This is a genomic window from Rhodovulum kholense, assembly GCF_003053725.1.
In the GTDB taxonomy this organism is placed as follows: Bacteria; Pseudomonadota; Alphaproteobacteria; order Rhodobacterales; family Rhodobacteraceae; genus Rhodovulum; species Rhodovulum kholense.
In genome coordinates this window covers 121,131-147,644 of record NZ_QAYC01000002.1, presented here as the reverse complement: position 1 = coordinate 147,644, position 26,514 = coordinate 121,131, and the positions used below count along the sequence as shown (strand labels likewise).

26 protein-coding genes and 1 riboswitch are annotated in these 26,514 nt (G+C 68.7%); of the genes, 18 read left to right on the top strand and 8 right to left on the bottom strand.

The window, feature by feature from the left end:
• Positions 1-31: 31 nt before the first annotated feature.
• Both C8N38_RS03425 and C8N38_RS03420 read right to left on the bottom strand, forming a co-directional pair.
• A complete protein-coding gene (locus C8N38_RS03425; protein ID WP_108023964.1) occupies positions 32-1,411 on the bottom strand; it encodes an L-serine ammonia-lyase in 1,380 nt (459 codons plus the stop codon).
• A 74-nt stretch (positions 1,412-1,485) separates the two neighbouring features.
• Positions 1,486-1,956: a hypothetical protein gene (locus tag C8N38_RS03420; protein ID WP_108023962.1), complete on the bottom strand. Its 471-nt coding sequence runs from the start codon at positions 1,954-1,956 to the stop codon at positions 1,486-1,488.
• A 75-nt stretch (positions 1,957-2,031) separates the two neighbouring features.
• Here C8N38_RS03420 and C8N38_RS03415 point away from each other — a divergent pair, with 75 nt between their 5' ends.
• The 7 genes from C8N38_RS03415 (at position 2,032) to C8N38_RS03385 (ending at position 8,732) form a co-directional block, all read left to right on the top strand.
• A complete protein-coding gene (locus C8N38_RS03415) occupies positions 2,032-2,466 on the top strand; it encodes a MarR family winged helix-turn-helix transcriptional regulator (RefSeq protein ID WP_108023960.1) in 435 nt (144 codons plus the stop codon).
• A 193-nt stretch (positions 2,467-2,659) separates the two neighbouring features.
• Positions 2,660-3,436, top strand: a complete 777-nt coding sequence (rpiA, locus tag C8N38_RS03410) for a ribose-5-phosphate isomerase RpiA (protein ID WP_108024450.1) — start codon at positions 2,660-2,662, stop codon at positions 3,434-3,436.
• Between the two features lie 9 nt (positions 3,437-3,445).
• On the top strand, positions 3,446-4,804 hold the full coding sequence (gor, locus tag C8N38_RS03405; RefSeq protein WP_108023958.1) for a glutathione-disulfide reductase: 1,359 nt from the start codon (positions 3,446-3,448) through the stop codon (positions 4,802-4,804).
• Positions 4,805-4,885: 81 nt separating this feature from the next.
• The gene (gene hflK / locus C8N38_RS03400; RefSeq protein ID WP_108023956.1) at positions 4,886-5,998 is read left to right on the top strand and encodes an FtsH protease activity modulator HflK; all 1,113 of its coding nucleotides are present in this window, start codon (positions 4,886-4,888) and stop codon (positions 5,996-5,998) included.
• A 3-nt stretch (positions 5,999-6,001) separates the two neighbouring features.
• Positions 6,002-6,910 carry a protease modulator HflC gene (gene hflC / locus C8N38_RS03395; protein WP_108023955.1) on the top strand — a complete coding sequence of 303 codons (909 nt, stop codon included), beginning with the start codon at positions 6,002-6,004 and terminating at the stop codon, positions 6,908-6,910.
• A gap of 2 nt (positions 6,911-6,912) precedes the next feature.
• Positions 6,913-7,107: a DUF2065 domain-containing protein gene (locus tag C8N38_RS03390; protein WP_108023953.1), complete on the top strand. Its 195-nt coding sequence runs from the start codon at positions 6,913-6,915 to the stop codon at positions 7,105-7,107.
• Positions 7,108-7,253: 146 nt separating this feature from the next.
• The gene (locus C8N38_RS03385; RefSeq protein WP_425440013.1) at positions 7,254-8,732 is read left to right on the top strand and encodes a Do family serine endopeptidase; all 1,479 of its coding nucleotides are present in this window, start codon (positions 7,254-7,256) and stop codon (positions 8,730-8,732) included.
• A gap of 89 nt (positions 8,733-8,821) precedes the next feature.
• Here the strand turns inward: C8N38_RS03385 and C8N38_RS03380 are convergent, their stop codons facing one another.
• Positions 8,822-9,241, bottom strand: a complete 420-nt coding sequence (locus C8N38_RS03380; RefSeq protein ID WP_425440012.1) for an OB-fold nucleic acid binding domain-containing protein — start codon at positions 9,239-9,241, stop codon at positions 8,822-8,824.
• A gap of 93 nt (positions 9,242-9,334) precedes the next feature.
• On the opposite strand from C8N38_RS03380, the gene C8N38_RS03375 reads away from it, so the two are divergent.
• The 3 genes from C8N38_RS03375 to C8N38_RS03365 are packed head-to-tail and all read left to right on the top strand — an operon-like array spanning position 9,335 to position 11,292.
• Entirely contained in the window at positions 9,335-9,658 is a 324-nt protein-coding gene (locus C8N38_RS03375; protein ID WP_108023951.1) for a 2Fe-2S iron-sulfur cluster-binding protein, read from the top strand.
• Positions 9,658-10,377: an FG-GAP repeat domain-containing protein gene (locus C8N38_RS03370; protein WP_108023949.1), complete on the top strand. Its 720-nt coding sequence runs from the start codon at positions 9,658-9,660 to the stop codon at positions 10,375-10,377. Before C8N38_RS03375 ends, C8N38_RS03370 begins: the two co-directional genes overlap by 1 nt.
• An 18-nt stretch (positions 10,378-10,395) precedes the next feature.
• On the top strand, positions 10,396-11,292 hold the full coding sequence (locus tag C8N38_RS03365) for an EamA family transporter (protein ID WP_108023947.1): 897 nt from the start codon (positions 10,396-10,398) through the stop codon (positions 11,290-11,292).
• Positions 11,293-11,302: 10 nt separating this feature from the next.
• Here the strand turns inward: C8N38_RS03365 and purD are convergent, their stop codons facing one another.
• Positions 11,303-12,565, bottom strand: coding sequence for a phosphoribosylamine--glycine ligase (gene purD, locus C8N38_RS03360; RefSeq protein ID WP_108023945.1), 1,263 nt, complete (start codon positions 12,563-12,565; stop codon positions 11,303-11,305).
• 180 nt (positions 12,566-12,745) lie between these two features.
• Between purD and C8N38_RS03355 the strand changes: the two genes are divergently transcribed.
• Positions 12,746-13,084 (top strand): peptidoglycan-binding domain-containing protein, encoded by a 339-nt coding sequence (locus C8N38_RS03355; RefSeq protein WP_108023943.1) that lies wholly within the window; start codon positions 12,746-12,748, stop codon positions 13,082-13,084.
• A gap of 69 nt (positions 13,085-13,153) precedes the next feature.
• Complete coding sequence (gene xseA / locus C8N38_RS03350; protein ID WP_108023941.1) at positions 13,154-14,710, top strand: exodeoxyribonuclease VII large subunit; 1,557 nt, start codon at positions 13,154-13,156, stop codon at positions 14,708-14,710.
• Positions 14,711-14,720: 10 nt separating this feature from the next.
• Here xseA and C8N38_RS03345 read toward each other — a convergent pair whose 3' ends face one another.
• Positions 14,721-15,143 (bottom strand): hypothetical protein, encoded by a 423-nt coding sequence (locus C8N38_RS03345; RefSeq protein WP_425440011.1) that lies wholly within the window; start codon positions 15,141-15,143, stop codon positions 14,721-14,723.
• Between the two features lie 800 nt (positions 15,144-15,943).
• Between C8N38_RS03345 and ftsY the strand changes: the two genes are divergently transcribed.
• From ftsY to C8N38_RS03330, 3 genes are read left to right on the top strand one after another with little or no spacing between them, the layout of a single operon-like run.
• On the top strand, positions 15,944-17,212 hold the full coding sequence (gene ftsY / locus C8N38_RS03340) for a signal recognition particle-docking protein FtsY (protein ID WP_215731081.1): 1,269 nt from the start codon (positions 15,944-15,946) through the stop codon (positions 17,210-17,212).
• A 54-nt stretch (positions 17,213-17,266) separates the two neighbouring features.
• Positions 17,267-18,172, top strand: a complete 906-nt coding sequence (locus C8N38_RS03335; RefSeq protein WP_108023939.1) for an EamA family transporter — start codon at positions 17,267-17,269, stop codon at positions 18,170-18,172.
• Between the two features lie 5 nt (positions 18,173-18,177).
• Positions 18,178-18,789, top strand: a complete 612-nt coding sequence (locus C8N38_RS03330) for an inner membrane-spanning protein YciB (protein WP_108023937.1) — start codon at positions 18,178-18,180, stop codon at positions 18,787-18,789.
• A gap of 71 nt (positions 18,790-18,860) precedes the next feature.
• On the opposite strand, the gene C8N38_RS03325 is transcribed toward C8N38_RS03330, so the two are convergent.
• Together C8N38_RS03325 and C8N38_RS03320 are read right to left on the bottom strand one after the other, a co-directional pair.
• Entirely contained in the window at positions 18,861-19,565 is a 705-nt protein-coding gene (locus tag C8N38_RS03325; protein WP_108023935.1) for a glutathione S-transferase N-terminal domain-containing protein, read from the bottom strand.
• A 26-nt stretch (positions 19,566-19,591) separates the two neighbouring features.
• On the bottom strand, positions 19,592-20,536 hold the full coding sequence (locus C8N38_RS03320) for an alpha/beta fold hydrolase (RefSeq protein WP_158272292.1): 945 nt from the start codon (positions 20,534-20,536) through the stop codon (positions 19,592-19,594).
• A gap of 118 nt (positions 20,537-20,654) precedes the next feature.
• A riboswitch (SAM riboswitch) is annotated at positions 20,655-20,733 on the top strand.
• 48 nt (positions 20,734-20,781) lie between these two features.
• Here C8N38_RS03320 and metZ point away from each other — a divergent pair.
• The 3 genes from metZ to C8N38_RS03305 all read left to right on the top strand — a co-directional run bounded on the left by metZ (position 20,782) and on the right by C8N38_RS03305 (position 24,658).
• Entirely contained in the window at positions 20,782-21,951 is a 1,170-nt protein-coding gene (metZ, locus tag C8N38_RS03315) for an O-succinylhomoserine sulfhydrylase (protein ID WP_108023931.1), read from the top strand.
• A 112-nt stretch (positions 21,952-22,063) separates the two neighbouring features.
• The gene (gene folE2, locus C8N38_RS03310) at positions 22,064-23,167 is read left to right on the top strand and encodes a GTP cyclohydrolase FolE2 (RefSeq protein WP_108023929.1); all 1,104 of its coding nucleotides are present in this window, start codon (positions 22,064-22,066) and stop codon (positions 23,165-23,167) included.
• A gap of 42 nt (positions 23,168-23,209) precedes the next feature.
• Positions 23,210-24,658 carry a TrkH family potassium uptake protein gene (locus C8N38_RS03305; RefSeq protein WP_108023927.1) on the top strand — a complete coding sequence of 483 codons (1,449 nt, stop codon included), beginning with the start codon at positions 23,210-23,212 and terminating at the stop codon, positions 24,656-24,658.
• Positions 24,659-24,715: 57 nt separating this feature from the next.
• Here C8N38_RS03305 and C8N38_RS03300 read toward each other — a convergent pair whose 3' ends face one another.
• Complete coding sequence (locus C8N38_RS03300; protein ID WP_108023925.1) at positions 24,716-26,500, bottom strand: serine protease; 1,785 nt, start codon at positions 26,498-26,500, stop codon at positions 24,716-24,718.
• Between the last annotated feature and the right edge of the window lie 14 nt (positions 26,501-26,514).

Sequence of the window (26,514 nt, the reverse complement as noted above, 5' to 3'; positions counted from 1 at the left end):
GATCGGGGCCGGGCGCGCCCTTTGCGTCCGGTCAGCAATTCGGCACGTTGACCGCAAGCCCCCCCAGCGCGGTTTCCTTGTATTTCTCGCTCATGTCGCGGCCGGTTTGGCGCATGGTCTCGATGCAGGCGTCGAGCGGCACGAAATGCCGTCCGTCGCCGCGCAGCGCCAGCGACGCCGCCGAAACCGCCTTGATCGCGCCCAGCCCGTTGCGTTCGATACAGGGCACCTGCACCAGCCCCTTAACCGGGTCGCAGGTCATGCCCAGATGGTGTTCCAGCGCAATTTCGGCGGCGTTCTCGACCTGTTCGGGGGTGCCGCCCATCACCGCCGCCAATCCCGCCGCCGCCATCGCCGAGGCCGAGCCCACTTCGGCCTGACAGCCGCATTCAGCGCCCGAGATCGACGCGTTATGCTTGATCAGCCCGCCGACCGCAGCCGCGGTCAGCAGGAAATCCCCGATTTTCGAGGGCTGTGCGGCGGGCACATGGCTCAGCCAGTAGCGGATCGTGGCAGGCACCACCCCGGCCGCGCCGTTTGTGGGCGCCGTCACCACCTGCCCGCCGGCCGCGTTCTCTTCGTTCACGGCCATGGCATAGACGCTCATCCAGTCGTTGATGGTGTGGGGCGGCGTCAGGTTCATGCCGCGCTCGGCCATCAGCGCGCTGTGGATCGCATGGGCGCGGCGGCGGATGCCCAGCCCGCCTGGCAGGCCGCCATCGGTGGCAAGTCCGCGCTCGATGCAGTCCGACATCGCCGACCAGATCCGCGCAAGCCCCGTCTCGAGCGCGGCGGGGCTCATCCGCGCCAGTTCGTTCGCGCGCTTCATCGCGGCGATGGACCGGCCCGAGGCGCGCGCCATCTCCAGCATCTCGGCTGCGCTGCCGAAGGGGAAGGGGACCGGGCCTTCGCAGCCCTGATCGACCGGGTCGCCCGCGGCAAGCTCGGCTTCGGTGCGCACGAAGCCGCCGCCGATCGAATAATAGGTTTCGGTGGCCAGCACGTCGCCCTGGGCGTCGGTGGCCGAAAGCGTCATGCCGTTGGCGTGCCCGGGCAGGGGGCTTTCGTAATCGAAGACCAGATCGGTCGCCGGGTCGAAGCGCAAAGGTGGCAGCCCACCGGGCCGCACCTCGGCGGTGGCCCGGATCCGTGCCAGCGCGGTTTCGGCGGCGGCGGCGTCATAGGCCTCGGGCGTGACCCCGTCGAGCCCCAGGATCACGGCCCGGTCGGTGGCATGACCGATGCCGGTGAAGGCCAGCGACCCGTGCAGCGAGGCGCGGAGGCCCACCGGGTGAAAGGGCGAGCCGCGCAGGCTGTCCAGAAACCGCGCGGCCGCCACCATCGGCCCCATCGTATGCGACGAGGAGGGGCCGATGCCAATCTTGAAGATGTCGAAAACGGACAGGTACATGCGCGTCTCCCTTTCCGCTCAAGGTGGCGTGCGGCGGGCGCAAGTCCATTCCGAAAGCGACCTTCGGCGGGCGCTCAGCGCAATGCGGGGCGAAGACCGCGCATCGCGAGGCCGTCCCGCAGGTTGGCGCCCAGCAGCATGAGGTTGGCCGCACCCGCGACAAGCTCGGCCAGTTGCACGACGATGAAGGCCGCGTCGAAGTCCTGTGCCTCTGCCTTGCGCGCCAGAAACAGGGCCGACGGCACGAGGATCAGAAGGCCGTTCATCGCGACGATCCGCATCCGCCGGGTCTTGCGGGCCACAAGCGGGCCGCGACGATGCTGCGCCAGCCGGGCGCCGCCCGCCCCGGCGGCGATCAGAGCGGGTACCAGCAGGACAAGCCCGTAGGGGATCGCGGTCTTGACCGCCGCGATCTGGGTGGTCGTGCCGAACAGCTCGGCGCCCAGCGTCGACAGCCAGAAGCAGGCGATGAGACCGAGGCCCAGCGTGCCGGCGGCGGCATGCAGTCCTGGGGCAGGCAGTCTTTCGGTTGGTTTCGGTTCCATGACGATTCCCTTGTATGGATAGCTTGCTATGTAATATGGCATTGAATAGCGGGCTATGCAATGCCAGAACGGCCCATGAGTTTCGACAAGGACGACTCGGCGGGATATCTCGCCAACCACATGGCGCGGCTGTTCGCGGCGGCGCTGACCCGGCGGATCGCGCCTCTGGGGCTGATGCCGGGGCAGTTCATGGTGTTGCTGGAGCTTTGGCGCGAAGACGGGCTGACCCAGCGCGATCTGGTCGAGCGGCTGGATGTGGAACAGGCGACCATGGCCAACACGCTGAACCGGATGGAACGCGACGGGCTGATCGCGCGCGCACCCGACGCGGCCGACCGGCGCGCGCGCCGGGTGCGGCTGACCGACCGTGCCCGCGCGCTGGAGGCGCCCGCGACCGAGGCCGCGACCGAGGTCAATGCCCGCGCGCTGGCGCGCCTTGCGCCCGGCGACCGCGCGCGCTTTTCCGAGATGCTGCAGGGGGTGATCGCGGCGCTCCGCGCGGATCGGTAACCCCACGGCAAGTCTCCCCTGCCAGTCTGGTCCCCGGGGTCCGGTCGGCGCCGGAATGGACGGCCGCGGCCCCGACGACCCTCTCCTTGTCTTTCCCGCTTTCTCGCAACCCGCCCTGCGCGCCGGGCAATTCGGCCTCGCCGCGCTGGCGGTGGGCGTCTATAACGGCTGGGACTGCAAGAGGAGTGGGACCATGGGCGCAGAGCTTTCCCCCATAGAAATGGCAAAATACGTCGCCGGGCGCCGCGCGGCCGATCTGGTCGAGGACGGCATGCGCGTCGGGCTCGGCACCGGCTCGACCGCCGCCTGGCTGGTGAAAAGCCTCGGCGCGCGGGTCCGCAACGAGGGCCTTTCGATCACCGCCGTGCCGACCTCGAGCCGGACTGCGGCGTTGGCCCGCGAGGTCGGCATCGACGTGGTCAGCCTTGAAGATGCGCGCTGGCTCGACCTGACCATCGACGGCGCCGACGAATTCGATCTGGCCTTCAACCTGATCAAGGGCGGCGGCGGCGCGCATCTGCAGGAAAAGATCGTGGCGACCGCGTCCGACCGGATGGTGGTGATCGCCGATCCCGCCAAGGCGGTGGCCCAGCTTGGGGCGTTTCCGCTGCCGGTCGAGGTGATCGGCTTCGGCTGGACGGCGAGCCGCAAGCTGATTGCCGAGGCGCTGGAGGGGCTTGACGTTCTGGGGCGCGAGATCACGCTCCGGATGGCGGGCGAGACGCCGTTTCGGACCGACGAGGGCAATCTGGTTCTGGACCTGCATCTGGGCCGGATCGGCAATCCGCGCCAGCTGGCGCTTGTGCTGAACCAGATTCCGGGTGTGGTCGAGAACGGGCTGTTCATCGACATCTGCGACGCGGTGGTGATCGGCCATCCCGACGGACGGGCCGAGCTGCGCGATGCCGAGGGCAGCGAGGAGGCCCGGGTCGAGATGGCCGAAAGCGACAATCTCTTCGCAGATCTCTGAGGGGGCCGCATGAGCTTCGACTACGATCTTTTCGTCATCGGCGGCGGCTCGGGCGGGGTGCGCGCGGCGCGGCTGGCGGCTGCCGAGGCTGGCGCCCGGGTCGGGCTGGCCGAGGAATACCGGATGGGCGGCACCTGCGTGATCCGGGGCTGCGTGCCGAAAAAGCTGATGGTCTTCGCCTCGGGCTATCCGGGCGCCGTCGAGGAGGCCCGCGCCTATGGCTGGCAGGCTCAGATCGGCGAGTTCGACTGGCCGGTCTTCCGGGCGCGGCTCGACGAGGAACTGACCCGGCTCGAGGGCGTCTACCGGGGCAATCTCGAGCGCGCGGGCGTCGAGATCTTCGACAGCCGCGCGGTACTGGCCGATCCGCATACGGTCCGGCTGGCCAACGGCATCGAGAAGACCGCGCGCCATATCCTGATCGCGACCGGCGGGCGCCCCTTCGTGCCCGAGTTTCCGGGGTCCGATCTGGCGATCACCTCGAACGACGTCTTTCTGTTCGAACGCCTTCCAGATCGCATCCTGATCGTCGGCGGCGGCTATATCGCCTGCGAGTTTGCCTGCATCCTCAACGGGCTCGGGGTCGAGGTCACGCAGTTCTATCGCGGCGCGCAGATCCTGCGCGGCTTCGACGACGAGGCGCGCGGCCATATCGCCGGGGCGATGTGCGCCCAGGGAGTGGACCTGCGCGTCGGCTGTAACGTCCAGCGCATCGACCAGGTCGAGGACGGGCTTTGGGTCAAGGCCACCGACGGGCGCGACGCGGTCTTCGACGCGGTGCTGTTCGCCACCGGGCGGCGGCCCAATACCGATGGCATGGGGCTTGAAGAGGCGGGCGTGCGGCTGAAGCCGAATGGCGGGGTCGAGGTCGATGCCTGGTCGCAAAGCTCGGTGCCCTCGGTCTATGCGGTGGGCGACGTGACCGACCGGGTCGCGCTGACCCCGGTCGCGATCCGCGAGGGCGCGGCCTTTGTCGAGACCGTGTTCAAGGCCAACCCCACCCGCGCCGATCACGAGCTGGTGCCGGGTGCGGTTTTCACCCAGCCTGAATACGGCGCGGTCGGCATGACCGAGGAAGAAGCGCGCAGCCACGGCCCGATCGAGGTCTATTCGACTGCCTTCCGGCCGATGCAGTCGGGCTTTGCCGGGCGGCCCGACCGGGTGATGATGAAGCTGATCGTCGAGACCGGCAGCCGCAGGGTTCTGGGCTGTCATATCGTGGCCGATCACGCGGCGGAAATGATCCAGCTTGCGGCGGTCGCGATCAAGATGGGCGCGACCAAGGAGGACTTCGACCGGACGGTCGCGGTGCATCCGACCATGGCCGAAGAGCTGGTGACGATGAAGGCGCCGGTCCGGACGGGTTGAATTCGGGCGCGCGGTGACCAGTTACAGCAGACATCGCGAACACGAGAACGAGATTGGGCAAGACAAGAGGTAAGACCCCATATGGCTGGAAATAGTGGCGGTCCCTGGGGGAGCGGAGGCTCCGGACAGGGCGGCGGAGGCAACCGGGGCGGCGGAGGGCGCGGCCCGGGCGACGAGCCGCCCCAGATCCCTGAAATCGACGAGCTGATGCGCCGGGGCCAGGAACAGCTGCGCGTCCTGATGGGCGGGCGCGGCGGACGCGGGGGCGGCCCCAAATTCACCCGGACCGGCGTCGCGCTGGCGGTGCTGGCGGCGGGCGTGGCCTGGGCCTGGGCCTCGTTCTACACCGTCAAGCCGGAAGAGCAGTCGGTCGAGCTTTTCCTCGGCCGCTATCTGCAGACCGGCAATCCGGGTTTGAACTTCGCGCCCTGGCCGGTGGTCAGCGCCGAGGTGATCCCGGTCACCCGCGAACAGACCGAGGACATGGGCGTGGGCCGGGCCGGCGCCGATGCCGGGTTGATGCTGACCGGCGACGAGAACATCGTCGATATCGACTTCCAGGTGGTGTGGAACATCAACGATCCGGCGAAGTTCCTGTTCAACCTGCGCGACCCGCGCCAGACCATCCGTGCCGTGTCTGAATCGGCGATGCGCGAGATCATCGCCCAGTCCGAACTGGCGCCGATCCTGAACCGCGACCGGGGCCTGATCGCCTCGCGGCTGACGGACCTGATCCAGCAGACGCTCGACAGCTACGATTCCGGCATGAACGTCGTGCGCGTGAACTTCGACAAGGCCGACCCGCCCAAGGAAGTCATCGACAGCTTCCGCGAGGTGCAGGCCGCCGAACAGGAACGCGACCGGCTTGAGAAACAGGCCGATGCCTATGCCAACCGCGTCGTCGCCGGTGCGCGCGGCGAGGCGGCGCAGATCCTCGAGGAGGCCGAGGGCTATCGTGCCCGCGTCGTCAACGAGGCTGAGGGCGAGGCCAGCCGCTTTACCGCGGTGCTGGACGAATACACCAAGGCGCCCGAGGTGACCCGCAAGCGGCTCTATCTGGAAACCATGGAAGAGGTGCTGGGCAAGGTCGACATGATCATGCTCGACAAGGACCTGACCGGACCGGGCGGCGTGGTGCCCTACCTGCCCCTGAACGATCTTCGCCGCACCGATTCCGCCAGAGGGGGGAACTGATCCATGAAGAAATCGGCATTCCTCATCCCCCTGGCGATCCTCGTCGGTGCAACCGCCTTGTCGTCGGTCTTCATCGTCGACGAACGCGAACGCGCGCTGGTGCTGCAGTTCGGCCAGGTCAAGGCGGTCAAGGCCGAGCCCGGGCTCGCCTTCAAGGTTCCGCTGATCCAGGAAGTGGTGAAATATGACGACCGCATCCTCAGCCGCGATATCGACCCGCTGGAGGTGACGCCCTCGGACGACCGCCGCCTGGTGGTCGATGCCTTCGCCCGCTACCGGATCGCCGATGTGGTCCAGTTCCGTCAGGCGGTCGGCGTGGGCGGCATCCGCGCCGCCGAGGACCGGCTCGACAGCGTGCTGCGCGCCAATACCCGCGAGGTGCTGGGGTCGGTCTCGTCCAACGACATTCTCAGTTCCGACCGGGCCGCGCTGATGATGCGGATCCGCAACGCCGCCGCCGAAGAGGCGCAGGGGCTGGGGCTCGAGATCGTGGACGTTCGGCTCAAGCGCACTGACCTGCCTGAACAGAACCTCGAGGCGACCTTCGCGCGGATGCGGGCCGAACGCGAACGCGAGGCTGCCGACGAAATCGCCCGCGGCGATGAGGCGGCGCAGCGCATCCGCGCCCAGTCCGACCGGACCGTGGTCGAGCTTGTGTCGGATGCCCGGCGCGAATCCGAGATCATCCGCGGTCAGGCCGATGCCCAGCGGAACCGGGTCTTCGCCGAGGCCTTCGGCGCCGACGAGGAGTTCTTCGAGTTCTACCGCTCGCTCAACGCCTACAAGGAAGCGCTGGGCAAGGGGAAGGCGTCGATGGTGCTGTCGCCTGACAGCGAGTTCTTCGAGTATCTCAGGCAGGCCGACCGGCCTGCGGCCGCCCCGGCTCCGGCGCAGGCCCCGACGTCCAACTGAGGATGGACATGATTGTCCTGGGGCTCGGGATGGCCCTGGTCTTCGAGGGGCTGGTGTTCGCACTGGCCCCTTGGCGCCTGGAACAGGCGCTGGAGCTGATCCGCCGCATCCCGCTCGAGACGCGGCGGGCGATCGGTCTGGGGGCGGTGGCGCTGGGCACCGCAATCGTCTGGGTTGCCCGATCGCTCGGGGGATGAAACACTCGGGTCCGGCGCTGCTCACGGCCTGTTGAGGCGGCTGCGCCAGCACCCGTATTGCGTGCAGGCCGCCCAAGGCCGCATAAGACACAGGCGTCGGTCCCTTGTGCTGGGGGCGTTGGCATATCTTCCAGGAGGACATATCGGTGACATCGCAGGCCATCTCCCTTTCGGTCCGGGGCGTGTCGCCCGCACGGCTGCGTCCGGTCTGGGCGTTGATGCTGGGCGCGGCGCTCCTGCTGGCGCAGGCCAGTCTGGCCCTGGCGCGCGCGGCACCGGAAAGCTTTGCCGATCTTGCCGACAAGGTCAGCCCGGCGGTGGTCAACATCACCACCTCGACCACCATCGAGGGCCATGCCGGGCCGAACCCGCTGGTGCCCGAGGGCTCGCCCTTCGAGGATTTCTTCCGCGATTTCATGAACCCCGACGGCAGCCCCAACATGCCGCCGCGACGCAGCCAGGCGCTGGGCTCGGGCTTTCTGATCTCGGAAGACGGCTACATCGTGACCAACAACCACGTCATCGAGAAGGCCGACGAGATCCAGATCGAGCTTTTTCAGGGCGGCACGCTTGAGGCCAAGGTGGTCGGCACCGACCCCAATACCGACATCGCGCTGCTGAAGGTGCAAAGCGACAAGCCGCTGCCCTTCGTGCCCTTCGGCAAAAGCGAGATGATGCGCGTCGGCGACTGGGTGATGGCGATGGGCAACCCGCTGGGGCAGGGGTTTTCGGTCTCGGCCGGGATCATCTCGGCCCGCGGCCGGGCGCTCAGCGGCACCTATGACGATTTCCTGCAGACCGATGCCGCCATCAACAAGGGCAATTCGGGCGGGCCGCTCTTCAACATGGACGGCGAGGTCGTCGGCGTGAATACCGCGATCCTGTCGCCCACCGGCGGCTCGATCGGGATCGGCTTTGCGATGTCCTCCGAGGTGGTGGCCAATGTCGTCTCGCAACTCAAGGAATTCGGCGAGACCCGGCGCGGCTGGCTGGGCGTGCGGATCCAGGATGTGACGCCCGACATGGCCGAGGCGCTTGGGCTCGATCAGGCGCGGGGCGCCGTGGTGACCGACGTGCCCGAAGGCCCGGCGGCCGAGGCCGGGATGCAGTCGGGCGACGTGATCCTGTCCTTCGACGGCGTGGACGTGCAGGACACCCACGGTCTGGTGCGCCAGGTGGGCAATGCGCCGGTCGGCAAGGCGGTACGGGTGATTGTCTTCCGCCAGGGCAAGACTCAGACCTTGCTGGTGACGCTGGGACGGCGCGAGACCGCCGAAGGAGGGGCGGCCCCGGGCACGGACGCGCCCTCCGCGCCCGAAGCCGAAGCGGCCGAGGTCCTCGGGATGACGCTGGTGCCGCTGACCGACGAGCTGCGCGACCAGCTGGGTGTCGGCACCGTGACCGACGGGCTGGCCGTGACCGATATCGACGAGACCGGCGAGGCCTATGCCAAGGGGCTCCGTTCGGGCGATGTCATCACCGAGGCCGGGCAGCGCAAGGTCGCGACCGCTGCCGATCTGCAGGAACGGATCGAGGAGGCGCGGGACGCCGGGCGCAAGTCGCTGCTGCTGCTGGTCCGCCGCCAGGGCGAGCCGCGCTTCGTCGCGCTGTCGGTCGCGGAATAGGCCGGTTCGGATATGACCCCTCCGGGTCGTCTGGGGGCGCCTTTCCACGGGCGCCCCTTTCTTTTGCGGCGTCGGTGGGGGCGGCTGGCTTAGGAGGGCTGGTCGCCCGCCCGGCACAGATCGGGGCGCAGCAGGTCGTCCAGCATCCCGGAGATGTCCTCGACATGCTCGGCGATCACATGGGTCACGCCCGCCTCGCGCTGGACGCGCCCCGTCACCCGCATCAGCCGGGCGGCGATCACCGCCCGGCGGAACCGTTCGAACACCTTGGCCCAGACCACCACGTTGCAGACGCCGGTTTCATCCTCCAGCGTGACGAAGATCACGCCCTTGGCGGTGCCCGGCCGCTGTCGCACCAGCACCAGCCCCGCCACCGTCACCCGCGCCCCGGAGGGCGGCAGGTCCAGCAGCCCGTGCGGGATCGCCCGGGGCGGGCGAGGCCAGTCCGGCGCGGGCGGCATTTCGGGGTCGTAGGGACGGGCAGCCATGAGAACAAAAATAGAACACATGGGCGTGCGCGCAAGCCTTTCCGCTTTCGCTGGAAAAAGCGGCAAGGCTCGACTATCCCGGCCGCGACAGAGGGCTATGAGCAGGGGACAGCGATGGCGAAGATCACCTATATCGAACATAACGGCACCGAGCATGTCATCGAGGTGGCCAACGGGCTGACAGTGATGGAAGGCGCGCGCGACAACGCCATTCCCGGGATCGACGCCGATTGCGGCGGGGCCTGCGCCTGTTCGACCTGTCATGCCTATGTCCATCCCGACTGGGTCGACCGGCTTCCGGCGATCGAGGACATGGAGGCGGACATGCTGGACTTCGCCTATGCCACCGACCCCAAGCGCTCGCGCCTGACCTGCCAGCTGAAGGTGACCGATGCGCTGGACGGGCTGATCGTGCAGATGCCCGAAAAACAGATCTGATGCGCGGCGCGGCCCTGCTGGCGGCCGCGTTCCTGCTGGCCGGGGCCGTGCCTGTCTCCGCCCGCGACGGGGCCTCGGCGCGGATTGCCGCGGCCCGCTATGCCGACCCGACAGCGCGCTACGATCACGGGGTGCTGGGCGACGGTCTGGAATGGGGCAGCCTCGTGCTGCGCCTGTCGGCGGGCGGAACCCGGCGGATCGTCCTGCCCGACACCCGGGTCTTCGAGGATCTGGCGCCCCGGCTCGCGGATCTCGACGGCGACGGCGCCCCCGAGGTTCTGGCAGTCGAAACCGACCTCTCCCGGGGCGCGCGTCTGTCGGTCTATGGCGCTGACGGGCTGATCGCGGCGACGCCCTTCATTGGCCAGCCCTATCGCTGGCTCGCCCCGGCCGGGGCGGCCGATCTCGACGGCGACGGCCGGGTCGAGATTGCCTATATCGACCGCCCGCACCGGGCGCGGGTGCTGCGGATCTGGCGGCTCGAGGCCGGGCGCCTGGTGCCGGTGGCCGTGGCCGAGGGGCTGACCAACCACCGGATCGGCAAGGATGTCATCTCGGGCGGCCTTCGGACCTGTGGCGTCACGCCCGAGCTTTTGCTGGCCGATCCCGACTGGCAGCGCGTGATCGCGGTGCGGCTGAGCGGCGGGCAGGTCTCGCGCCGCGCGCTGCCGCATCCGCCCAGCCCGGCGGGCTTTGCCGCCGCGGCGGCCTGCCGCTGAGCCGACGAGGAGCGTGACGTGGATCTCTGGGTAATCGTGACCCTCGGGGCGGCGGCGGTGCAGACCGTCCGGTTCATGCTGCAAAAGCGGCTGAGGGGACTTGGGCTCTCGACCGCCGGGGCCACCTTTTCGCGATTCGTCTTCGCCGCGCCGCTGGCGGCGGCGGGGCTTGCCGCCCTGCTGGCGATCCGGGGCGAGGCGCTGCCCGGGATCACGCCCGCCTTCTGGGCCCATGCCGCGACCGGCGGGCTGGCGCAGATCATCGCCACCTTCGCAACCGTCGCGCTGTTCTCGGAACGCTCCTTCGCGGTCGGGATGGCCTTCACCAAGACCGAGGCGATCCAGGTTGCGGCCTTCTCGGCACTTTTGCTGGGCGAGCCGGTTTCAGCGCCGGGGATGGCGGCCATCGGCGTCGGCGTTCTGGGTGTGGTCGCGCTGTCGCGCCCGCCGGGGGGCTGGGGCAGGGTGGGCGTTTCCTATCGCGCGCTGGGGCTGGGGCTGCTGGCGGGTGGGCTGTTCGGGTTGTCGGCCATCGGCTATCGCGGCGCGACGCTGCAGGTCGACAGTGCCGACCCGCTGTTGCGGGCACTGATGGCGCTCAGCTGCGTGACCGCGATGCAGACGCTGGCCATGGCGGCCTGGATGGCCTGGCGCGAACCGGGCGAGCTGGCCCGGGTGGCCCGCACCTGGACATCGGTGCTGCCGGTGGGGGTGGCGGGCGTGCTGGGCAGCGCGGGCTGGTTCACCGCCTTCGCGCTGCAGAACGCCGCCTATGTCCGCAGCCTCGGCCAGGTCGAGCTGATCTTCTCGATCCTCGCCTCGGTGCTGGTCTTCAAGGAAAAACTGCGCCTGGCCGAGATCCTCGGCATGGCGCTTCTGCTGGTGTCGATCCTGATGCTGGTGCTGCTGATCTGAGTGTGGGGCGCTAGAGCGCCCGCCAGCCGATGTCGCGCCGGAAAAACCCCTCGGGCCAGTCGATCCGGTCGATCATCGCATAGGCCCGCTCGCGCGCCTCGGCGAGGCTTGCGCCCCGCGCGGTCACGTTCAGCACCCGGCCGCCGGCTGCCGTCACCTTGCCGTCCTCGGCGCGGGTGCCGGCATGAAACACCATCCGGAAGCTGTCGGCGGGCAGGGCGTCGAGCCCGCCGATGACCGAGCCCTTCTCATAGGCGCCGGGATAGCCCTTGGCGGCCATCACCACGGTCATGGCATGGTCGTCGGCCCAGTTGACCTTCGCGTCGGCCAGACGGCCCTCGGCGCAGGCCAGCATCAGGTCGAGCGCCTGTCCGCCAAGCCGCATCATCAGAACCTGGGCCTCGGGATCGCCGAAGCGGACATTGTATTCGACCAGCCGGGGCTGGCCGTCCCGGACCATCAGCCCGGCATAAAGCACGCCCTTGTAGGGCGTGCCGCGCCGTGCCATCTCGGCGACGGTCGGCTTGACGATGTCTTCCAAAGCCTTGGCGCAGACGGCGTCGGTCATGACCGGGGCCGGGGAATAGGCGCCCATGCCGCCCGTGTTGGGACCGGTATCGCCTTCGCCCACGCGCTTGTGGTCCTGAGCGGTGCCGATGGCCAGCACGTCGGTGCCGTCGCACAGGACGAAGAACGAGGCTTCCTCGCCCTCCATGAATTCCTCGATCACCACCTCGGCGCCCGCGCCCCCGAAGGCACCGCCGAACATGTCGTCGATGGCGGCCTCGGCCTCGGCCTCGGTCTGGGCCACGATCACGCCCTTGCCGGCCGCGAGCCCGTCGGCCTTGACCACGATGGGCGCGTCGGTCTCGCGGATATGGGCCTTGGCAGCCGCGGCATCGGTGAAATGGCCATAGCTTGCGGTGGGCGCGTTGCAGGCGTCGCAGACCGCCTTGGTGAAGCTTTTCGAGCTTTCCAGCTGCGCGGCCGCCTGGCTCGGCCCGAAGCAGAGAAGGCCCGCTGCCTCCAGCCGGTCGGCCACGCCCGCGGCCAGCGGCGCCTCGGGGCCGATCACCACGAAATCGACCGCGTTCTCCTCGGCGAAGGCCGCGACCGCGCCGCCATCCTCGATGTCGAGCGTCGCGCATTCGGCGATGGCCGCGATCCCGGCATTGCCCGGCGCCACGATCAGCCGGTCGCATTTCGGGTTCTGCAGGATCGCCCAGGCCAGCGCATGTTCCCGCCCGCCGCCGCCGAGAATGAGGATGTTCATCTGCCGCCTTTCGCCAAGCTCTCGTCCGGCGCCTTGTAGGCTGCGCGGCGGCCCCGGGCAAGCGACCGCGAAATCGCCTTGGTTTGTCCCCAGCCATGCCCGGCGGCGGGGGCAGATCAGACGAATAAACCTTTCGTTAACCGCCCCCTCCACACCAGTCTCTGCAATCCAGGTGATCCGATGAACCGACGCGCCATTGCCTTCGCTCCCTTCGCCCCCGCCCCGCATGGCCGTCCGGGCGGGGCCTACCGCCCAGATCTGCTGGAACTCGGCTTCGGTCGCCTGGTGCCTGAAGAGCGCGCGGCGGTTCAGGCCGAACTGCGCGAGGTCGGGCTTTACGCTGCGCGGATCGACGGCGCCTTCGGTCCCGCGACCGAGGCGGCGCTGGTGCAGGGCGCGGACTATCTGGCCTGGACCACGCGGGGCGCGATGCGCGTCGATCTGACCACGCCGCGCGGCGTCTCGGTCTATCTGCGCGAACTGTCGCTGGGGCCGGTGCTGGAGTCGGTTCCTGCCTGAGCTGCTCCGCACGACCGGAGAGGCACAAGGACAGTTGAACGCGCCCGGGATTTTGGGCACGAAAGGTCCATGTCCGATCTCATCGACGACGAGGGCCCCGACGGCCCCAGCCCGAATTCCCCGGAATACACCGTGTCGGAAATCTCCGGCGCGGTGAAGCGCACGGTCGAGGGCGCCTTTTCGCATGTCCGCGTGCGCGGCGAGGTCGGGCGGGTCAGCCTGCCGCGTTCGGGGCACATCTATCTCGACCTCAAGGACGACCGGAACGTGCTGGCCTCGGTGATCTGGAAGGGCACCGCGCAGCGGCTGGCGACCCGGCCCGAGGAGGGCATGGAGGTGATCGCCACCGGGCGGCTGACGACCTTTGGCGGCCAGTCGCGCTATCAGATGGTGATCGAGGATATCGCGCCTGCGGGTGTCGGCGCGCTGATGGCGATGCTGGAAAAGCGCAAGGCGGCGTTGGCGGCCGAAGGGCTTTTCGCGGCCGAGCGCAAGCGCGCGTTGCCCTATCTGCCACGGGTGATCGGTGTGGTGACCTCGCCCTCGGGGGCGGTGATCCGCGACATCCTGCACCGGCTGGGCGACCGGTTTCCGCGCCATGTGCTGATCTGGCCCGTTGCCGTACAGGGCGCGGCCTGTGCCCCCGAGGTGGCCCGTGCGATCCGTGGTTTCAACGCCCTGCCCGAGGGCGGCGCGATCCCCCGGCCGGATCTGCTGATCGTGGCCCGGGGCGGCGGCAGCCTGGAAGATCTGTGGGGTTTCAACGAGGAAATCGTGGTGCGCGCTGCGGCCGAGTCGGACATTCCGCTGATCTCGGCGGTCGGCCACGAGACCGATACAACGCTGATCGACTATGCCGCCGACCGGCGCGCGCCCACGCCCACGGCGGCGGCCGAGATGGCGGTGCCGGTGCGGCTGGACCTGATCGCCGCGCTCGACGGGCTCGAGGCACGGCGTTCGGCGGCGCTTGGGCGGCTCTTGACACAGCGGCGCCAGCGGCTGGCGGATCTGGCCCGCGCGCTGCCCCGGCCCGAGACGCTTCTGAATTTCGCGGCCCAGCGTCTGGACCGCGCGGCCGAGCGGCTGCCCGCGGCGCTGTCGGCCCGGGTCGCGCGCGAACGGTTGCGCCTGTCAGAGGCGGCGGCGGTGCTGCGCCCCGCGGCGCTGCGCCGCCGGGTCGCGGACGAACGCCGCCGGACCGAGGACCGCGCCGCCCGCATCGCTCCCGCGCTCGACCGGCTGGTCCGTCAGCGTCGCGCCGAGCTTGTGGCCCTGTCCCGCCGACTGCGTCCGGAGCTTCTGGACCGCCGCACCGTCTCGGGGCAGGAGGCGCTGGCCCGGCTTGAGGCGCGGCTGCGCGCGGCGCTGGCCAGCGATTTCGACCGGCGCCGGGCCCGGCTTGAGGCACTGGAGAGGATGCGGGCGGGACTGAGCTATCAGGAGACCCTGCGCCGCGGCTTCGCCGTGGTCCGGTCGGGCGGGCAGGTGGTCACCACCCGGGCCTCGGCCGAACAGGCGGGCGCGCTGGAAATCGAGTTCCAGGACGGGCGTCTTGCCATCGGCGGCCGCCCGCCGCGCCGCGCCCGCAAGACCGAGGAGCCGCCCGAACAGGGCTCGCTGCTCTGAGGCCCGGCGGTCAGGCCCCGACGTCGGGGCCGGTGCACATCAGCGGCTCTCGGCTCTGGTTGACCTCGATCAGTTCGGTCTGGGCCGGGTCGTTCTCGAACTGCGCCATCAGCCCGCCGCCGGATTCGAAGAAGCTCCAACATTGCGGGTCTTCGGGGTCGTGGTCGTAGCGAAAGCAGATCTGGCCGTTGGACTCGTACCAGACCCCTTCCGAGCAGTTGCCATCGAGGAAGGTCCAGATCACCCGCCGCCCGCTGAGATATTGTTCCGCCCCGTAGGCATGACCGTCCGAGGCATAGAACAGGGTCTTTCCGGTGGCATAGCGGTCGAAGGCGGCCGCCGACATCGGTTCGGCGGTTTCCGCGGCCGGGGCGCGGGCGGCCGGTGCGGCCAGGGCGGCAGCCAGGATCAGGGCGGTTGGCGCAAGGCGCATCGGGGTCCTCCGGGATGTCGGCGGTTTCACTGTGCCAGAGCGCACCGGTCTTCGCCAGCCTGTCCGCCCCGGGCCGCGGGTGCGTCGGCGGGTGCCATGGCCTACGTGCGCCCCTGTGCCAAAGATAGGTCCCGGCACGCCCCCTTCCATATCGGGGCGTTTCCGCTTAGGTCAGATCTGGCCCCCGGACGGGGCAGGCAGGAGGGGATATGGCGTTTTTCAGCAAGCTCAGGCAGCGGCTCGGCAAGTCGTCCTCGAAGATCGAGCAGGGGCTTGAAGACATCGTGCGCGACGGCGGCCGCGAGGAAGAGCTGGAGGCCTCCTCGTCCGAGCCTCTGCCGTCCGACCCTTCCCCGTCCGGTGCCTCTGCCCCGGTCGACCCAACGGGCGATCCGGAGGACCCGCCTTCCGCGGCTCCGGAGGCCGGGCAGGCAGACCCCGAAAGGGCGGCCGAGGCCGATGCGACCGAGTCAGCGAGCGAGCGGGGCCGTCCCGTTCCGCTGGTCCTCGGTGCGGCCGAGGCCATGTCGCGGCCCGCAGAACAGACGGAACCGGAGCCGGAAGCCGGGCCGGTCGCCGAGTTCGATTCCGCCGAATCCGCACAGGAGGTCCCGGGCCGCTCGGGCGTCGCGGCCCAAGAGGAGGGCGCATCCGAGGCCGAGGAACGGGACGGCGACGAGCCGGCAGCCCGTGAGCCCGCTCCCTATGAGTCCAGCGAGGCTGCTTCTGGCGTGTCTTCGGGGCCCGATCCCCTGCAAGATGCCCGGATCGACCGTCCTGCCGAGGCGCCATCCTGGACGATGGCCGCCCCGGAACCGGAACCCGACCTGCCACCAGAGCCTCCCGAGCCTGAGCCCCAACCGGAACCTGAGCCGGACCCGGAACCCGGCCCTCTGCCAGAGCCCGAACCTGAACCGGAGCCGGTCGTGCCGCCCCGGCCCGATCCGCAGCCCGAGCCTCTGAACATCCCGCCCGGGCCGTCCGAGATCCCGCCGGAGCCGCCGCAGGAACTGCCGGACTGGCCCGAGGAAGTCCCGCCCGAGGTGCCGGACGAGATCCCGTCGGACAGCCCTCCGGAACTGCCGGGCCAATTGTCGGGGGGTGCCCTTGCCGCGCGCGACGCGATGCTGGACGAGGCTGAACCCTACGACCCCCCGGAGGCCGGGGCCGGTGCTCCGCGCCGGGGCTTCTTAGGGCGCATGTTCTCGCGCACCGAACAGAAGAAGACGGTCATCCGCCGCGAGCTTGACGACGCGATGCTGGAAAGCCTCGAAGAGCTGCTGATTTCGGCGGATATGGGGGTTGATACCGCGCTGCGGGTCACCGCCAACATGGCCGAGGGCCGGTTCGGCAAGCGGCTTTCGGTCGACGAGATCAAGGAGCTGCTGGCCTTCGAAATCGCCCGCATCATGGAGCCGGTCGCGCGACCGATGCCGCTTTATTCCAAGAAGCCGCAGGTCGTGCTGGTGGTCGGCGTCAACGGGTCGGGCAAGACCACCACCATCGGCAAGCTCGCCAGCCAGTTCCGCGACGCGGGCAAGTCGGTGATCGTGGCCGCGGGCGACACCTTCCGAGCGGCGGCGGTCGAACAGCTTCAGGTCTGGGGCCAGCGCGCGGGCGTGCCGGTGATGACCGCGCCACAGGGCGCCGACCCGGCCAGCCTTGCCTTCGACGCCATGGCCCGGGCCGAGGCCGAGGGCACCGACCTTCTGATGATCGACACGGCCGGACGGCTGCAGAACCGGCAGGACCTGATGCAGGAACTGGCCAAGATCGTGCGGGTGATCCGCAAGCGCGACGAGACCGCGCCGCATAACACGCTGCTGGTGCTGGATGCGACCACGGGGCAGAACGCGCTGAGCCAGGTCGAGATCTTCCAGAAGCTGGCCGATGTCTCGGGGCTGGTGATGACCAAGCTTGACGGCACCGCCAAGGGGGGCGTTCTGGTGGCGCTGGCCGACAAGTTCGGCCTGCCGATCCATGCCATCGGCGTGGGCGAGCAGATCGACGATCTGGCGCCGTTCGAGCCGGAGGACTTCGCCAACGCGCTGGCGGGCCTCGATGGCTGAGCAGCCCTGGCGCGACCGCAGGCGTGGCGATGAGCGGCCGAGGCACCGGCGGCGATGACCGACTGGATCGCCGCCATCGAGGGGACCGAGGCCGGGCACGATCTGGCGCTGGTGCTGGCGCTGTCGGCGGCGGTGCTGCATGCGGTCTTCGGGGCGTTGCAGAAGGGGCGGCACGACCCCTGGCTGTCGCGGGGCGCGATCGACTTCTCCTACGGGGCGATGGCCGCGCCCGTCGCGCTTTTCGTCGTGCCCTGGCCCGAGCCACATATGTGGCCGATCTTCGCGGGCGCCTTCGCGATCCATCTCGCCTACAAGATCGCCCAGGGCTACACCTACACCAAGGGCGCCTATACGGTCGTCTATCCGGTGGTGCGCGGCACCGGGCCGCTGTTCACGGTGATCGGCGCCTGGGCCTTGTTCGACGAGGTCTTCCAGCCGATGCAATGGCTGGGGGTGGCGGTGCTGCTGGCCGGGATCTACGGCTTGGCCATCTATAACCTGCGGCACTGGACCACGAATCGCGAGACCCTGAAGCCTGCGCTGGCGCTGGCGGTTCTGACCGGCGGGTTCGTCGCGGCCTACACCACCTTCGACGCCTACGGCATCCGGGCGACGGCCGACCCGTTCACGTTCCTCGCATGGTTCTTCTTCATCGACGGGCTGACGGTGATGCCCTGGCTGGCGCTGATGCGCTGGCGGCAGATGCCCGACCCGCCGGCGGCGGGGCCACTGATGTTTCGGGGCTTTGCGGGCGGGCTGGTGGCTTTCATGAGCTTCGGCGCGGTGATGATGGCCACGCGGCTCGACAAGGTGGGCGAGGCGGCCGTGCTGCGCGAGACCTCGACCGTGTTTGCGGCCTTGATCGGCTGGCTGGTCCTGGGCGAGAAGGTGGGGCCGCGGCGGCTGGCGCTGATGACGCTGATCGCCGCCGGGGCAGTGATTGTCGAGATGGGAGGCTGAGGCCGATGGCCGAAAAGCGCAAGATCAACGCGGGGCTGAAACTGGCGCTGGAACTGGGGCCGATCGTGGCCTTCTTCGTGGCCTACGTGCGGTTGCGCGACCGGACCTTCACCATCGCGGGCACCGAATACGAGGGCTTCGTGCTGGCGACGGCCGGGTTCATTCCGCTTCTCTTGATCACGACGGCGATCCTCTGGGTGCTGACGCGGCATGTCTCGAAGATGCAGATCGCGACGGCGGTTTTGGTCGTTGTCTTCGGCGGGCTGACGGTCTGGCTGAACGACGAGCGGTTCTTCAAGATGAAGCCGACCGCGATCTACACACTCTTTGCCGCGGTGCTGGGGGTGGGTCTTCTTCGCGGGAAGTCCTATCTGCAATATGTGCTGGATGAAGCGGTGCCGCTCGAGAGGGCGGGCTGGATGATCCTGACCCGGCGGCTGATGCTGTTCTTCGTCGGACTCGCCGTCCTGAACGAGGTCATCTGGCGGACGATGTCGACCGACATGTGGGTGAATTTCAAGACCTTCGGTCTGACCGTCGCGATCTTCGCGTTCTTCATGGCGCAGGGGCGGCTGTTCAAGCGCTATGGTCTCGAGGACGGCAAGCGCGACGGTTGAGCCGGGGCCAAAAATCTTCTGCGAAGATTTTTCGTCCAGCCCCTGCGTCAGATCCGGTCTGTTCGATTTGCCTAGCCCCTGCGGAACAGCATGGCCTGGGCCTTGCGGTCGGTGCTGAGGTCGGACCGTTTCTCGGCGGCAAGCGCGCGACCTCGCTGCACCCCGGGTCGGGCGGCCACACGATCCAGCCAGCGCGCCATGTTGGGCTTGTCGTCCAGCGTCTGTTCCTGGCCTTCCCAGTTCGAGGCCCAGGGCCAGATCGCCATGTCGGCGATCGAGAAGAAATCGCCCGCCACGAACTCTGCCAGCGCCAGCTGCCGGTCGAGCACGCCGTAAAGCCGGGCCACTTCGCTGCGGTAGCGGTCCTTGGCATAGGGCAGGTCCTGCGGCGGCTCGAGGCTCGGCGCGTATTTCAGGAAATGGTGCGCCTGACCCGCCATCGGCCCCAGCCCGCCCATCTGCCACATCAGCCACTGGTCGACCGCGATGCGCTCGCGTTCGGTCCGGCCGCAGAATTGCCCGGTCTTGCGCGCCAGATATTGCAGGATCGCGCCCGATTCGAAGATCGAGACCGGTGCGCCATCGGGCCCGTCCGGGTCGATGATCGCTGGCATCCGGTTGTTCGGCGCGATTTTCAGGAAGTCGGGCTTGAACTGGTCGCCCGCGCCGATATCGACCAGATGCAGGGTGTAGGGCAGCGCCATTTCCTCAAGCGCGATGGAGATCTTCCAGCCGTTCGGGGTCGGCCAGTAGTAAAGCTCGATTTCGGATGTCATAGCGGTCTCCCGGTCCGTGTCGAGGCTCAGGATGGGGCGTTCCCGGCGAAGGGCAAGGACAACTCGACCCGGGGCAGCGCAAGAAGGCGTGACCAGCGGGCCGCCCGGGCTTCGGGCAGACGGGTCCGCAGCAGCTCGTAGGGCAGATCGCCCCGGATCAGCGCCGCGTAAAGGGCCAGCATGCCGGGTCGCACATAGGGGCTCCAGTGGCAGATCCGCCGGTCGGGCGGCGCGACCCGGTGGCCGAGACCCGCCAGCGCCGCCAGTGTCGGGGCATCGTCGATCCGCAGATCCGCCCAGTTGGCCTGCGCAGCTCCCAGCCCCCGGCCCAGCGTCGGGCCGTCGCCGCGCCGCGCCACGAACCGCTCCAGCAGCCAGTCGTAAAGGTCGTTCTCGCCGCTGGTGACGTTCAGTATCTTGGCCCGACGCCCGGCCGTCGAGCGCAGCGCGGCCTGCGCCTGCGAGGCGAATTCGGCGGGCGCCATCAGCACCGCATGGCCGACAGCGTCGGTGCTCAGCGCCGCCATCGCCGACAGGGCCACCCGCGCGCCCAGCGAATGGCCCAGAAGATCGACCCGGCGGTCGGGGGCACGCAGCCGGATCGCCTCGATCAGCCGGGCCAGCGCCAGGCCCGCCCGCGCGGCCTCGTCATAGGCGCGCCAGACATTGCTGCCCGATTCCCAGCCGAAGGCGATGCACAGGCCCTCGGACCGGCTCTGACCGGTGAAGCCAAGCGCGCGCGGCCAGGAAACCGCCTTCCAGCAGCGTTCTTCGGGGTCGAGGGCCAGGATATGCCGGTGCGGGCTCAGCTCCGGGACGCTTGGACTGAATTTGAGCCCATGGATCAACACCGCGATGGGCGCGCGGGGCGGCAGCCCGGCCAACGCCCGGTCGAGCAACAGGCCCAGTCTGGCCGCGCCGCCCTGGGGCTCGGGCCGTTCTCCGGCGGCGTTGACCTGGACGAGGGGCATCCCGACCGCTCCGAAAATCTCTTGCGGCCGTTCGATAGAAAAGCTTTGAAACAAGCCCGTGAAGCCGCTGTTACATGTGCATGACGATGCTTGACGCGCCGACATACAGCGCTTACCCAATGCCTCACGTGGCGATTTGTTCACCGGATTGCGGGCCACGCTAAACATTCCGCTAAAGAGGTCGGAGCTTGTCCCCGGCGTCTTTGACGATTCGGGGATTTTGTTTTGCGCAGGAGGCGCGCTCCATGGACCGGGACTGGACGAAACGCACGCGGGCGGTGCATGAGGGCGCGCGCCGCAGCCAGTTTGCAGAGCTTTCCGAGGCGATCTTCCTCACCCAGGGCTTCGATTATCCCAGCGCCGAGGCCGCCGAGGCACGGTTCGAGAAAGCCGCGCGGGACGAGTTCATCTATGCCCGCTATGGCAACCCGACGGTCGCGATCTTCGAGGACCGGCTGGCGATGATCGAGGGCGCCGAGGATGCCTTTGCCTGCGCCTCGGGGATGGCGGCGGTGAACGGCGCGCTGATGGCGCTTTTGAAGGCGGGCGACCGGGTCGTGGCGGCCCGGGCGCTGTTCGGGTCCTGCCTTTACATCCTCGAGGAGGTGCTGGGCCGCTTCGGGGTCGAGGTGGTGCTGGTCGACGGCACCGATCTCGAGGCCTGGCGGCGCGCGGTCACGCCCGGCACGGCGGCGGTCTTCTTCGAGATGATCTCGAACCCGGTGCTCGAGGTGGTCGACCTGCCGGCGGTGGCCGAGATCGCCCATGCGGCCGGGGCCAAGGTGATCGTCGACAACGTCTTCGCGACGCCGGTCTTTTCGCGGGCCTTCGAACAGGGCGCCGATCTGGTGGTCTATTCGGCGACCAAGCATATCGACGGGCAAGGTCGCTGTCTTGGCGGCGCGATCCTCGGCCCGCGCGAGGTGATCCGGGGGCCGGTGCAGACCTACATGAAACATTCCGGCGGCGCGATCAGCCCGTTCAATGCCTGGGTCATGCTGAAGGGGCTGGAAACGCTCGACCTTCGGGTTCGCGCCCAGGCGGCGGGCGCGCGGCTGATCGCCGAGGGGCTGAAGGACGATCCGCGGTTCGCGCGGGTCATTTACCCCGGGCTTGCCGGGCATCCGGGCCATGCGCTCTTCCCCGAAGGCGGGACGCTGCTGGCGCTCGATCTCGCGGGCGGCAAGGAGGCGGCCTTCAAGGTGCTGAACGCGCTCGACATCTGGCGGATCTCGAACAACCTCGGCGACGCCAAGAGCATCATCACCCATCCCGCTACCACGACCCATCAGAACCTGCCCGAAGAGACGCGGTCGGTGCTGGGGATCGGTCCGGGGCTCTTGCGGCTAAGCGTCGGGCTGGAAGATCCGGCCGATCTGCTGGCCGATCTGCGCGCGGCGCTCGATACGCTTTGAACCGGACATCCGGCAGCGGGCGCGGTCCTGCAAAATCTGGAAAATCGTCATGGACTTTCCGACCTCCGCGCCCATCTTGGAGGCATGGCGAAGCCGAGAAGGGGACAGCCCGATGAACGTTTTCAGCCGCGATATGGACCGCGAGCCCACCCGTGCCGAGGCCGAACGCGCGCTTGCGCTGCTGCGCGACTGGGCCGGATCGGCCTCTGACACCGAGATCGAGACCCTCGATCCGGCGCTCGCCCGCCTTCTGCCCGGGCGGCTGGTCTCGGACTATCCGGCGCTGAGCCGCGCCTATCCCGAGGCTTTTGTCGCCGACGACACCTACAAGGCGACGCTCCCCGATCTGCAGAACGGCCCGGCGAGCCTGATCCGCGGCGCGCGGCGGCCGATCCAGCATGTCGGGATTTCCAACTTCCGTCTGCCCATCCGGTTCCATACCCGGGACAATGGCGATCTGACTCTGGAAACCTCGGTCACCGGGACCGTCAGCCTCGAGGCCGAGAAGAAGGGCATCAACATGTCCCGCATCATGCGGAGCTTCTATGCCCATGCTGAACGGACCTTCAGCTTTCAGGTGATCGAGGCGGCCCTGGCCAGCTACAAGACCGATCTCGAAACCTTCGACGCGCGCATCATGATGCGCTTCTCGTTCCCGATGACCGTGCGCTCGCTGCGCTCGGGACTTGAGGGTTTCCAATATTACGACTTCGGGCTTGAGCTGGTCGATATGGCGGGAACCGCTTGTCAGATCATGCATCTCGACTATGTCTACAGCTCGACCTGCCCCTGTTCGCTTGAACTTTCCGAACATGCTCGGCGCGAACGCGGGCAACTGGCCACGCCGCATTCCCAGCGCTCGGTGGCGCGCATCTCGGTCGCGCTCGAGCCTGGCGGCGACTGCCTCTGGTTCGAGGATCTTGTCGAGCTGTGCCGCAGCGCCGTGCCGACCGAGACCCAGGTGATGGTCAAGCGCGAGGACGAACAGGCCTTCGCCGAGCTCAATGCCGCCAATCCGATCTTCGTCGAGGATGCGGCGCGGCTTTTTGCCGAAGCCCTGTCGACCGATCCGAGGATCGGCGATTTCCGGGTCATCGCCAGCCATCAGGAAAGCCTGCACAGCCACGATGCGGTCAGCGTGCTGACCGAAGGACCGACCTTCGCGTCCGGCAGTCTCGACCCCAAGCTGTTCTCGACCCTGATCCACGCCCGCTGAGCGCGCTTGACAGGCCGGGGCCGCGCCGCCAAGCCTGCGCTCATGCTGGACTTGCGCCCTGTCGGATATGTGATCGGTCTGCTCGTGGCCGTGCTCGGTGCCACGATGCTGATCCCGATGGGGTTCGATCTCTGGGATGGTAACCCCAACTGGTCCGCCTTTTTGCAATCGGCGCTGGTGACCGGCCTGACCGGAGGGATGGTGGCGCTGGCCTGCGCCAGCGGGTCGGATGGCGGTCTGTCGACCCGGCAGACCTTCCTGCTGACATCGGCGGTGTGGCTGGCGCTGCCGGTCTTCGCGGGCCTTCCCTTCGTTCTCGGCCTGCCCGAAGCCCGTCCGGTCGATGCCTTCTTCGAGGCGATGTCGGGGCTGACCACCACCGGGGCCACCGTTTTCACCGGGCTCGACGCGCTGCCCCGGGGCACGCTGATGTGGCGCTCGATGCTGCAATGGTTCGGGGGAATCGGGATCATCGTGGTCGCCATGGTGTTCCTGCCCGAACTCAAGGTCGGCGGCATGCAGATCTTTCGGTCCGAGGCGTTCGAGACAGGGGGCAAGGTGCTGCCGCGCGCGGTCGAGATCGCGGCGCAGATCTCGGGGATCTACCTCTTCCTGACAATCGCCTGCATGCTTTGTTTCACCGCCGTGGGCATGCCGCTTTACGACGCGTTGAACCATGCGCTGACCACCGTGTCGACCGGCGGGTTCTCGACCCATGACGCGTCGTTCGGGCTGTATCAGGGGGTGCCCGAATACGTCGCCTCGGTCTTCATGGTGCTGGCGAGCCTGCCCTTCGTGCGTTACGTGCAGCTACTGGCCGGGCAGGCGCAGCCGATCCTGCGCGACAGCCAGATCTGGACCTATCTCTCGGTGATCGCGGCCTTCGTGCTGATCATCGCCGCGTTCCGGGTCTTCGCCAATGGCGACCATTACGAACACGCCTTCCGCGAGGGGGTGTTCAACGTCACCTCGATCATCTCGGGCACCGGGTTCGCCAGCACCGACTACCAGCTCTGGGGGGCGCTGCCGGTGATCCTGTTCTTCTTCATCGGGCTGATCGGCGGCTGCGCGGGCTCGACCGCCTGTTCGATCAAGATCTTCCGCTATCAGTTGCTGTTCTCGGCGATCCGGGTGCAGATCAAGTCGATCTACGCGCCACACGGGATCTTCCAGCCGCGCTATGACGGGCGGCGGGTCGACGAAGACGTTCTGTCCTCGGTGATGTCCTTCTTCGTCTATTTCGTGGTGGCGCTGGGAATCGTGTCGGTCCTGCTGGGCGCCACCGGGCTCGACGCGACCACGGCGCTGTCGGGCGCGGCCACGACGCTGGGCAATATCGGGCCGGGGCTGGGCGACCAGATCGGACCGTCGGGCAATTTCGCGGGGCTGAACGACATCGCCAAATGGATCCTGTCGATGGCGATGTTCGTTGGGCGGCTGGAACTGCTGGTGGTCTTCGCGATCTTCACCGTGCAGTTCTGGCGGGCCTGAGCGGCGCTGTCGGAAGGTCCGGAGCGCCGACCAAAGCCAGCGCCCCGGGGCAACACATCAGTTCCAGCAGGACACCGGAACGGTCATGTCGGCCGCGCGGCGCGACAGCACCGCGGGCGGCAACGCGCCGGTGCCGGCCGCGGCGCGCGGGTCGACGCCGTTGGCCGACAGGAACGCGCCCACCGCCGCCGCATCGGCCGCGTAGCGCACCGAGTCGGGCAGCTGGCGCGCGCCCTCGGCCGGGGCCAGAAGCACCCCGAGAACCGCCCCCGACGCGTCGAGGATGGGGCCGCCGGTGTCGCCGGGCAGCGCGTCGAGTTCCAGCCGGTCGACCGCCTCTTCGCCGCCAAGGCCCTTGAGATCGGCCAGGACGCCGAAGGTCAGCACCGGCAGATCCAGCACCTCGCCATAGGAAAAGCCCGCAACCGCCACGTCCGACCGCAGCCGCGGCACGCCCGGCGCGAATTCGGCAAAGCCGATGGGGGCCAGCGTCCGCGTCGGCGTCAGCAAGGCCAGTCCCTGGGCCGGGTCGGTCGCCGTCAGCCGCATCTCCAGTTCCGGGCCGATGGTGATCCGGCGGCAGGCATCGAGCCCGTTGGTCGTGGTCAGGACCGTGCCCTTGGGATCGACGAAGAACCCCGAATGGGTCGCATCGGGCTTGCGCACGTCGAGCCCCGACAGCATGTCGGCGCGCTGCTCGGGCGTGGCTTCGCCCAGCGTCTCATCGAGCGCGACGTTCGGCACGGATTCGAGGCTGTCCTTCATCATCGCGACCGCGCGTTGCATCAGGCGGGAATCTTCGGTCGGGGTCCAGATCAGCGAGAAGCCCTTGATCATCCCGCCGGTCAGCACCGCATAGCTGTAGGATTCCAGCCGGTCGTTGCGCCCGGTCAGGGTGAAGCTTTGCGAATTGCGTTCGCGCGCCCCTTCCAGCGGCACGATCTCCAGCGTCTGCATGATGTCGTAAAGCCCGTACAGCGTCGACTGATCGCCGCGCTCGCTGATCAGAAGCGCCTTGACCCCGCTGTCGCCGCGGCTTGCGTAATGCACGAAGGGCGGCTCGTAGCGGTCGAACTGCACCAGGCCCATGGGCATCTCGATGCGAATGCCGGCTTCGGGCTCGTCGACCGGGGTCATCCCCAGACGTGCGATCTGCGCCTGATAGCCGCCGACCAGTTCGGCCCGCTGGCGCGATGTCAGAACGCCGGTCGCCTCATAACCCTTGGCCGCTTGCCAGCTGGCCATGGCGTTGCGCGTGCCCGGGCCGAAGGCCGCATCGATGGTCGAGGTGTAGAACCCTTCCCATTTCAGCGCGGTCTGAATCTCCATCCGGCCCTGGGTGTCGAGCCGCGCCTCGGACTGGCGGGCCTCATACGGGGTCTCGTCGGGAAGCTCGGGCACCGCCACCGGCTCCGGCTCGGCTGCGGCGGCCATCTCGGGGGCCGGATCAGCGGCGGGCGCAGGGGCAGCCGCCGCGTCGGTTGCCGGGGGGGCAGTCACCGGGGCTTCGGTCGAGGGCGTGCCCGCTTCGGCACCGACCGGCCAGACGCGCCGTTCGTAATTGGTGCCGTCGGCGATGAAGGTGTCGGCCGGAACCAGCCCTCCGGCCTTGAAGCGGGCCAGTTCGGCCTCGGCAGAGGGGAAGGGGCCCACGGCAATGGTGTACCAGCCCGAATTCAGACGGTAGGCCCCGACATCGGGCAGGATGGCCGCATAGGCCCGGGCGCGCTCTTCGGCTTCGCGCAGCGTCGGATGGGCCTCGACCTGCACCCAGGCGCGATCCTGCGCGGCCGCGGGCAGCGCCGCCAGCAGCACGAAGGCGATCGTTGCGAAAATTCTCATCAGTCCAGTAAACC